Origin of the sequence: Streptomyces sp. URMC 127 (assembly GCF_051386535.1) — a bacterium.
Taxonomy (GTDB): domain Bacteria; phylum Actinomycetota; class Actinomycetes; order Streptomycetales; family Streptomycetaceae; genus Streptomyces.
Window position 1 is genome coordinate 1 of record NZ_JBPQTW010000258.1, and the last position, 8,927, is coordinate 8,927.

The following is an 8,927-nucleotide window of genomic DNA, read 5'->3' on the forward strand; positions in this document are numbered from 1 at the left end:
CGCCGAATGCCCGGCCATGCCGGAGGCCGTGTCCTCGCCAAGGCCGGAAGCCATATCCCCAGCCATGCCGGAAGACGGGTCCTCGGCAAGGCCGGAGGCGGCATCCTCCGTTGCCGGAGCGGCGGCGCCCTTCCCCGCCGGAGAGGCGCCGCCCTCCGCGGTCTGCGGCGCATGGCCCTCCCCCGCCGGGGACGCCGGGCCTCCCGCCGCGTTGGACGCGGCGCGGGCCAACCGCGGTGCGCCGACCTCGCCCTCGCGGACGACGACGTGCGGCTCGCCGGACAGTACGACGGCGGGGACGAGCTCGGCCGCATCGGCCGGGCTGTCGGTTTCGAGGAGCACAATCCGGCCGGGGTTCTCCGCCTGGGCCGAGCGTACGAGCCCGCCCGCGGCGGCGTGGGCGAGGTCGTCGCAGCGTGCCACCAGCACGAGGCGCGGGGCCCGGTCCTCGGCGAACCACCGCTGGACCAGCCGCAGCACCTCGCCGGTCACCGCCCGGACCCGCTCCGCCTCGGAGACCCCCTCCGGCCCGTCAGGGCACGGGACCACGACCACGTCCGGCTGCTCCGGCCCGTCAACGGCGACGGCGTCCAGGGCAGCGAGGTCCGGCAGGTACGTGACGGCCGTCGTGTCCGCGTCGCCGGACGGCAGGGTCAGCGGCGCCCGCTCGATCACGAACATCGCGTCGGCGGAGCGCCCGCGGAGCTGCTCGGCCGACACCGCGCGCAGCGTCAGCGTCTCCACGGACGCCACGGTCTCGCCGGTGCCGTCGGCCACGAGCAGGGACACCGCGTCCGTACCGGCCGCCGCCAGCCTCACCCGTACGGTGGACGCGCCCGTGGCGCGCACGGACACCCCGGACCAGGCGAACGGCAGGAGCGGCCCGTCCGCTTCGGCCACGAGGGAGCCGCCCGCGGCGATCGCGTGGAGCGCCGCGTCCAGCAGCGCCGGGTGCAGGAGGAAGGAGCCGGTGTCCGTGCCCTCGGAAAGGGCGACCTCGGCGAAGACTTCGTCGCCCGCCCGCCAGGCGCTGCGCAGGCCGCGGAACGCCGGCCCGTAGGCCAGTCCGAGGCCGGCCAGCCGGTCGTAGAAGCCGTCGAGACCAACCGGTTCGGCGCCCGCGGGGGGCCACTCGGCGAGCACCGGGCCGACGGCCGGGGCGGCCACGTCGTCGGTTGCTTCCGTGACAAAGCCTGTCGCGTGCCGCACCCACGGCAGGCCGGCGTCGTCCTCGGGGCGCGAGTGCACGGTCAGCGGCCTGCGGCCGGAGTCGTCGGCGGCCCCGACCCAGACCTGCACGGCGACGCCGCCCCGCTCGGGCAGAAGCAGGGGCGCTTCGAGGGTGAGGTCCTCCAGCAGCTCGCAGCCGGCTTCGTCGGCGGCACGCACGGCCAGTTCGACGAACGCGGTGCCCGGCAGCAGCACGCTTCCGAGAACGGCGTGGTCGCCCAGCCACGGGTGGGTGCGCAGGGAGAGCCGGCCGGTCAGGAGCCGCTCGTCGCCGCCGGCCAGGGAGACGGCGGCGCCCAGCAGCGGGTGGTCGGCGGAGCCCAGGCCGGCAGCACGGACGTCACCGGGAACGGCCGGGGAGGCGTCGAGCCAGTAGCGCTCGTACTGGAAGGCGTAGGTCGGCAGGTCGATACGGCGGGCGCCGGGGAAGAAGGCGTGCCAGTCCGGGGAGACGCCGTGCGCGTGCAGTTCGGAGACCGCGGCGACGAGTGCGGCCCGCTCGGGGCGATCGGTGCGCAGCGCGGGCACGGTGATGATGTCGTCGTCCCCGTCGAGGCAGCCCTGGGCGAGGGCGCTCAGGACGCCGCCGGGGCCGACCTCAACGAAGGTCGTCACGCCCAGCTCGTGCAGGGTGCGGACGCCATCGGCGAAGCGGACCGCCTCACGGACGTGGCGGACCCAGTACTCGGCGGTGTACGCCTCGGCGAGCTCACCTGTGAGGGTGGAGACCACCGGGATCCGCGGTTCGTTGAAGGTCAGCCCGCGCACGACCTGCGCGAACTCCTCCAGCATCGGGTCCATCAACGGCGAATGGAAGGCATGGCTGACCTTCAGCCGGGAGGTCTTGCGACCCTGCTCCCGGAACGCCTCGGCAACAGCGGTGACCGCGTCCTCGGCACCGGAAACCACCACGGACCGCGGCCCGTTGATCGCCGCGATGCCGACGCCGTCGGTCAGGTGCGGCAGCACCTCGTCCTCGGTCGCCTGGACAGCGATCATCGCGCCACCAGCGGGCAGCGCCTGCATCAGCGTGGCACGGGCGGACACAAGCTTCGCCGCATCCTCAAGCGACAGCACACCCGCCACATGGGCAGCAGCAATCTCACCCACCGAGTGACCGGCCACGTAATCCGGCCGGATGCCCCACGATGCGAGGAGCCGGAACAGCGCCACCTCGACGGCAAAGAGAGCGGGCTGTGTTGCCCCCGTCCGGTGCAGCTCCTCGGAGTCGACGTCGACGGGCGCGTCCAGCAGCGCACACACCTCGTCATACGCAGCAGCGAACACCGGGTACGACGCGTACAGTTCACGCCCCATCCCGAGCCGCTGCGACCCCTGGCCCGAGAACAGGAATGCGACGCGTCCGCCGGTGCCGGAGAGGCCGCGGGCCACGCCCGGGGCCGGGGAGCCGGCGGCCACGGCCCGCAGCCCCTCGGCGAGCTCCGCCGGTGTCTCGCCCTGCACCACTGCGCGGTGTTCCAGGGCCGTACGCGTCGTGGCGAGCGAGAAGGCGACGTCCAGCGGGGAGAGGTCGGCATCCGTGCGGGACAGCAGGCGTTCGGCCTGTGCGCGCAGGGCCGCCTCGGTCTTGCCGGAGATCACCCACGGCACCGGCCCGCCCTCGGCCGGGCGTGCGGCCTGCGGGGCAACGGTCCGCGTGCTCTGCGGTCCGTCCTCCGGAGCCTCGGGAGCGACCTCGTCGTCCTCGGTGAACGCCTCGGCCGACGGGGCTTCCTCGATGATCGTGTGCGCGTTGGTGCCGCTGATCCCGAAGGAGGAGATGCCGGCCCGGCGCGGCTGGTCGGATGCCGGCCAGGGCGTGGTCTCGGTCAGCAGCCGGACGGCGCCGGCCGACCAGTCGACGTGCGGGGACGGCGCGTCGACGTGCAGCGTGCGCGGCAGTTGGCCGTGGCGCATGGCCATGACCATCTTGATGATGCCGGCCACGCCGGCCGCGGCCTGGGTGTGGCCGATGTTGGACTTGATCGAGCCCAGCCACAGCGGCTTGTCGTCGGGACGGCCCTGCCCGTACGTCGCGAGCAGCGCCTGTGCCTCGATCGGGTCGCCGAGCCGTGTGCCCGTGCCGTGCGCCTCCACCGCGTCGACCTGTGCGGGGGTCAGCCGGGCGGCGGCCAGGGCCTGGCGGATGACGCGCTGCTGGGAGGGGCCGTTGGGGGCGGTCAGGCCGTTGGACGCACCGTCCTGGTTGACGGCCGAGCCGCGGACGACCGCGAGGACCTCGTGTCCGTTGCGGCGTGCGTCCGAGAGGCGCTCGACCAGCAGCAGGCCGACGCCCTCGCCCCAGCCGGTGCCGTCGGCGCCGGCGGCGAACGCCTTGCAGCGGCCGTCGGGCGCCAGCCCGCGCTGGCGGCTGAAGCCGACGAAGGTGGCGGGGCCGACCATCGCGGTGACACCGCCCGCCACGGCCAGCGAGCACTCGCCGTTGCGCAGCGACTGGATCGCCAGGTGCAGGGCGACCAGGGACGACGAGCAGGCCGTGTCGACCGTGACGGCCGGTCCTTCGAGGCCGAAGGTGTAGGCCACCCGGCCGGAGGCGACGCTGCCGGAGGTGCCGGTGCCCAGGTAGCCCTCAAGGTCTTCCGGGGAGTTCTGCAGGGTGGCGAGGAACTCGTGGTTCATCACGCCGGCGAACACGCCGGTCCTGCTTCCCGCCAGCGAGGCGGCGTCGATGCCGGCCCGCTCGAAGAGCTCCCACGACGTCTCCAGCAGCAGCCGCTGCTGGGGGTCCATGGCGAGCGCCTCGCGGGGCGAGATCCCGAAGAGGCCCGCGTCGAACCGCGCGAGGTCGTTCAGGAACGCGCCCTCGCGGGCGTAGCTGGTCCCGCGGGACTCCGGGTCCGGGTCGTAGAGCGCGTCCAGGTCCCAGCCGCGGTCGGCGGGGAACTCAGCGACGGTGTCGCGGCCGCCGGCCACCAGCTCCCACAGCTCCTCGGGCGAGCCGACCCCGCCCGGGTAGCGGCAGCTCATCCCGATGATGGCCACCGGCTCCCCGGCGGCGTCCTCGTAGTCACGAAGGCGCCGCCGGGTCTCCTGGAGATCTGCGGTGACTCGCTTCAGGAAATAGCGGAGCTTGTCCTCGTTCGCCACCGAAATCGTCCCTCACCCCTGCGAAGACTTACCGGAATTCGGCAAGGGGGCACCGGGACGCACCGGAGCGGTCAGGAGATCCCGAATTCCTTGCCGAGCAGATCAAACACTTCGTCGTCCGTGGCCGATTCCAGATCACTGCCCATTCCAGGGCCTTCCGGCGCCGGCGCCCTGCCGGATTCACCGGCAATCGCCAGTACAGCCTGGAGCTTTGACAGGATCCGGTCGCGAGCTTCACTCTCTGACAACTTCGTGACCAATTCTTGTTCGAGCCTGTCCAGGTCGGCAAGTAGGGAATCCACTAGGGCCGGTTCGGCCGCCCCGGCCGTCTCCGCGAGCACGTGGCGGGCGAGGAGAGCGGGCGTCGGGTAGTCGAAGACCAGCGTCGCGGGCAGCCGCAGACCTGTGGCCTTGGTGAGCCGGTTGCGCAGTTCGACGGCCGTGAGGGAGTCGAATCCCAGGTCCTGGAAGGCGTGTTCCGGCCGGACCGTGCGGTCCGACGCGTGCCCCAGGACCGCGGCCACCTCGGCCCGGATCAGATCCAGGACGGCCTTGTCCCGCTCGGCCTCCGGCAGCCCCTCCAGGCGTTCGGCCAGCGAGGACGCGGGCGGAACGGCGGCGGCATGCACGGTCCTGCGGGCCGCGGCCGGCACGAGGGCGCGCAGCACCGCCGGTGCCTCACCGGCGCGCAGCGCACCGGTGTCGACGCGGACCGGGGCGAGCACCGCCTTGTCCGAGGCGAGCGCCGCGTCGAACAGCCGCAGCCCCTCCTCCGGCGGCAGCGGCAGCACTCCGCTGCGCGCCATCCGCGCCCGGTCGGCCTCGGCGAGGCCGTCCGTCATCGCACCGGACTGCTCCCACACACCCCATGCCAGCGATATGCCGGGCAGGCCTTCACGGCGGCGGTAGGAGGCGAAGGCGTCGAGGAAGGAATTCGCCGCCGCATAGCTTGCCTGGCCGGCGCTGCCGACCATTCCGGCGACGGACGAGAACACGACGAAGGCGGCCAGGTCCATTTCCCGGGTGCACTCGTGGAGATTCAGCACCGCGTCCACCTTGGGCCGGAAGACCTCCCTCATCCTTTCCGGCGTGACCGAGCCGACGACCCCGTCGTCCAGAACACCCGCGGTGTGCACGACGGCCGAAAGCGAATGACCGCCGGAACCGCCGGAACTGCCGGAATCGTTGGCACCAGTGGAGCCGAGGGAACCGCCGAGTCCGTCCAGCATGCGGGCGACCGCGTCCCGGTCGGACACGTCGCACGCCGCCCAGCGCACCTCGGCACCCCACCCGGCGAGCTCGGCCTCCAGCTCGGCGGCACCGGGCGCCTCGGCGCCCCGGCGGCTCGCCAGCAGGAGCCGGCGCACCTTGTGCTCGGCAACGAGGTGCCGGGCGACGAGCGCGCCCAGCGACCCGGAGGCGCCGGTCACCAGGACGGTGCCTCCGGCGAGGTCCGGCGCAGCGGCGGCAGCAGCCTCAGGGGCCTTCACCAGGCGCGGTACGAGGACGTCCTGGCCGCGCACCGCGAACTGCGGCTCGCCGGAAGCCACCGCGGCCGGCAGCACACGGACCGCCGCCTCGATGTCCTCGGCCTCCACCAGCACGATCCGGTCCGGATTCTCCGACTGCGCGGACCGTACGAGCCCCCACACCGCGGCGTGCGCCAGGTCGCCGGGGCGCGTCACCAGAGCCAGACGCCCCGGACGCTCCTCCGCCAGCCACCACTGCACCAGCGCCAGAACCTCACTGGCGATGCCGTGCACCTGCTCGGCGGTGTCCGTGCCGAGTCCGGGTTCCGCCGGGCACGGCGGGACCGCGACGACCGCGATGCCGGGAAGGGCCGGTTCGGCGGACAGAGCCGCCAGGTCCGCGTAACTCCTCACGTCGTGCCCTGTGTCGCCCCCTGTGTCGAGCCCGGCGGCAGCGGAAGGCTCGCCGAGCGCCGCGGGCTGCCATACGAGGCCGAACAGCGAGTCGTCGGCGCGCTTGCCGGAGCCGGCCGCCTTCAGCAGTTGCTCCCGCGACACCGGCCGCAGCGACAGCGAGCCGACCGTGGCCACCAAGCCGCCCGCGGCGTCGGACACGGTCAGCGAGACGGCATCGGTGCCGGTCCGCGAGATCTTGACCCGCAGTGCAGTCGCACCGGCAGCCCGCACTCCCACACCCGACCAGGCGAAGGGCAGCAGCGGCCCGTCGGCCACGGGCACGAGCCCGCCCGCGCCGATGGCGTGGAGCGCCGCGTCCAGCAGCGCCGGATGAAGAGCGAAGGCGCTCGCCTCCGCCTCCGTGCCCTCGGGCAGGGCGACCTCGGCGAGGACGTCGTCCCCGCTGCGCCATGCCGACCGCAGGCCCCGGAAGGCAGGTCCGTAGTTCAGGCCGAGGGTGTCCAGGCCTTCGTAGAACCCTGTCAGGTCCACGGCCTCGGCACCTGCCGGGGGCCATGCGCCGAACTCCGCACCGTGCGGCGGCTCGGGCAGCGCGTCCGTCAGGAAGCCGACCGCGTGCCGCACCCACGGCGCGTCGTCCGCAGCGTCCTCCAGGCGCGAGTGCACGCTCAGCGCGCGCCTGCCCGGCTCCTCCTCGGCACCGACCCACACCTGCACGGCCACGCCGCCGCGCTCCGGGACGATCAGCGGCGCTTCCAGCGTCAGGTCCTCGACCTGCGCGCACCCGGCCTCGTCGCCCGCTCGCACCGCCAGCTCCACGAGCGCGGTTCCGGGCAGCAGCACGCTGCCCATGACCGTGTGGTCGGCGAGCCAGGGGTGGGACTTGAGCGAGAGCCGCCCGGTGACCAGGTACCCGCCGGCACCGGGCAGCGCTACCGCCGCACCCGCCAGCGGATGCCCGGCCGCCCCCAGCCCGAGCCCGGCGGCAGCGGCGCTGCCGGTGAACTCCTCGGGCGCTTCCAGCCAGAAGCGCTCGTGCTGGAAGGGGTAGGTGGGCAGGTCGACGCGGCGGGCGCCGGGGAAGAGGGCCTGCCAGTCCGGGGAGACGCCGTGGGTGTGCAGCTCGGCGAGCGCGGTGACGACGGCCTGCGGCTCGGGGCGGTCCGCCCGTACGACAGGGATCGTGACCGCACCGTCGTCCAGGCAGCCCTGGGTGAGGGCGCTCAGGACGCCGCCGGGGCCGATCTCCACGAAGGTCGTCACGCCCAGCTCGTGCAGGGTGCGGACGCCGTCGGCGAAGCGGACCGCCTCGCGGACGTGCCGGACCCAGTACTCGGGGGTGTACGGCTCGGCGAGCTCGCCGGTGAGGTTGGAGACCACCGGGATCTGCGGCTCGTTGAAGGTCAACCCGCGCACGGTCTGCGCGAACTCCTCCAGCATCGGATCCATGAGCGGCGAGTGGAAGGCATGGCTGACCTTCAGCCGGGACGTCTTCCGACCTTGACCGGCGAACGCCTCGGCAATCGCGGTGACCTCGTCCTCAGCGCCGGAGATCACAACGGACTGCGGCCCGTTGATCGCCGCAATGCCGACCTGATCGGTCAGGTGCGGCAGCACCTCGTCCTCGGTCGCCTGGACGGCGATCATCGCACCACCCGCGGGCAGCGCCTGCATCAGCGCGGCACGCGCCGACACCAGCTTCGCCGCGTCGCCGAGCGACAGCACACCCGCCACATGAGCGGCCGCGATCTCACCGATGGAGTGACCGGCCACGTAGTCCGGCCGCACACCCCACGACTCCAGCAGCCGGAACAACGCCACCTCAACCGCGAACAACGCAGGCTGCGTCGCCCCCGTCTGATGAAGCGTCTCCGCCTCCACATCCACCGGCGCATCCAGCAGCGCACACACCTCGTCATACGCCGCAGCGAACACCGGGAACGCCGCGTACAACTCACGCCCCATCCCCAGCCGCTGCGACCCCTGACCCGAGAACAAGAACCCGAGCTTGCCACCGCCCGGCTCACCCGTGACGACCCGGGTGGACGGGGATCCCGCGGCCAGCGCGCGGAGCCCTTCCAGGAGTTCGTCGCGGTTCTCCCCCACTATCCCTGCCCGGTGTTCCATGGCCGAGCGCGTAGTGGCGAGCGAGAAGCCGATGTCGGCCGGCTGCAGCTCCGGTTCCGAAGCCAGAGAGAGTATCCGTTCGGCCTGTGCCCGCAGCGCCGCCTCCGTCCTGCCCGACAGCACCCACGGCACCCACGGCACCAGCCCGTCCGGGGCCGGAGCCGGAGGCTCCTCCGCCACGGAAGGCGCCTGTTCCACGATCACGTGGGCGTTGGTGCCGCTGATACCGAACGACGAGATCGCGGCGCGGCGCGGGCGGTCCGCCTCGGGCCAGTCGACGGCCTCGGTCAGCAGCCGTACGTCACCCGCCGACCAGTCCACGTGCGGGCTCGGCTCGTCCACGTGCAGGGTCCGCGGCAGCACCCCGTGCCGCATCGCCATCACCATCTTGATCACACCACCAACACCGGCAGCGGCCTGAGCGTGACCGATGTTCGACTTCAGCGACCCCAGCCACAGCGGCCGGTCCTCGCCGCGCTCCTGCCCGTACGTCGCGATGAGCGCCTGCGCCTCGATCGGGTCACCCAGCTTCGTACCCGTACCGTGCGCCTCCACCGCGTCGACCTGGTCCGAGGA

General features: G+C 73.3%; 1 protein-coding gene and 1 pseudogene. Both read right to left on the bottom strand.

Annotated features, from left to right (window positions below; all coding sequences use genetic code 11):
* A pseudogene (locus ACSNOH_RS31100) lies at window positions 1-4,338 on the bottom strand (type I polyketide synthase); the annotation flags it as partial.
* Window positions 4,339-4,409: 71 nt separating this feature from the next.
* The coding region (locus ACSNOH_RS31105) for a type I polyketide synthase (protein WP_436724789.1) at window positions 4,410-8,927 on the bottom strand (4,518 nt) is incomplete at its 5' end.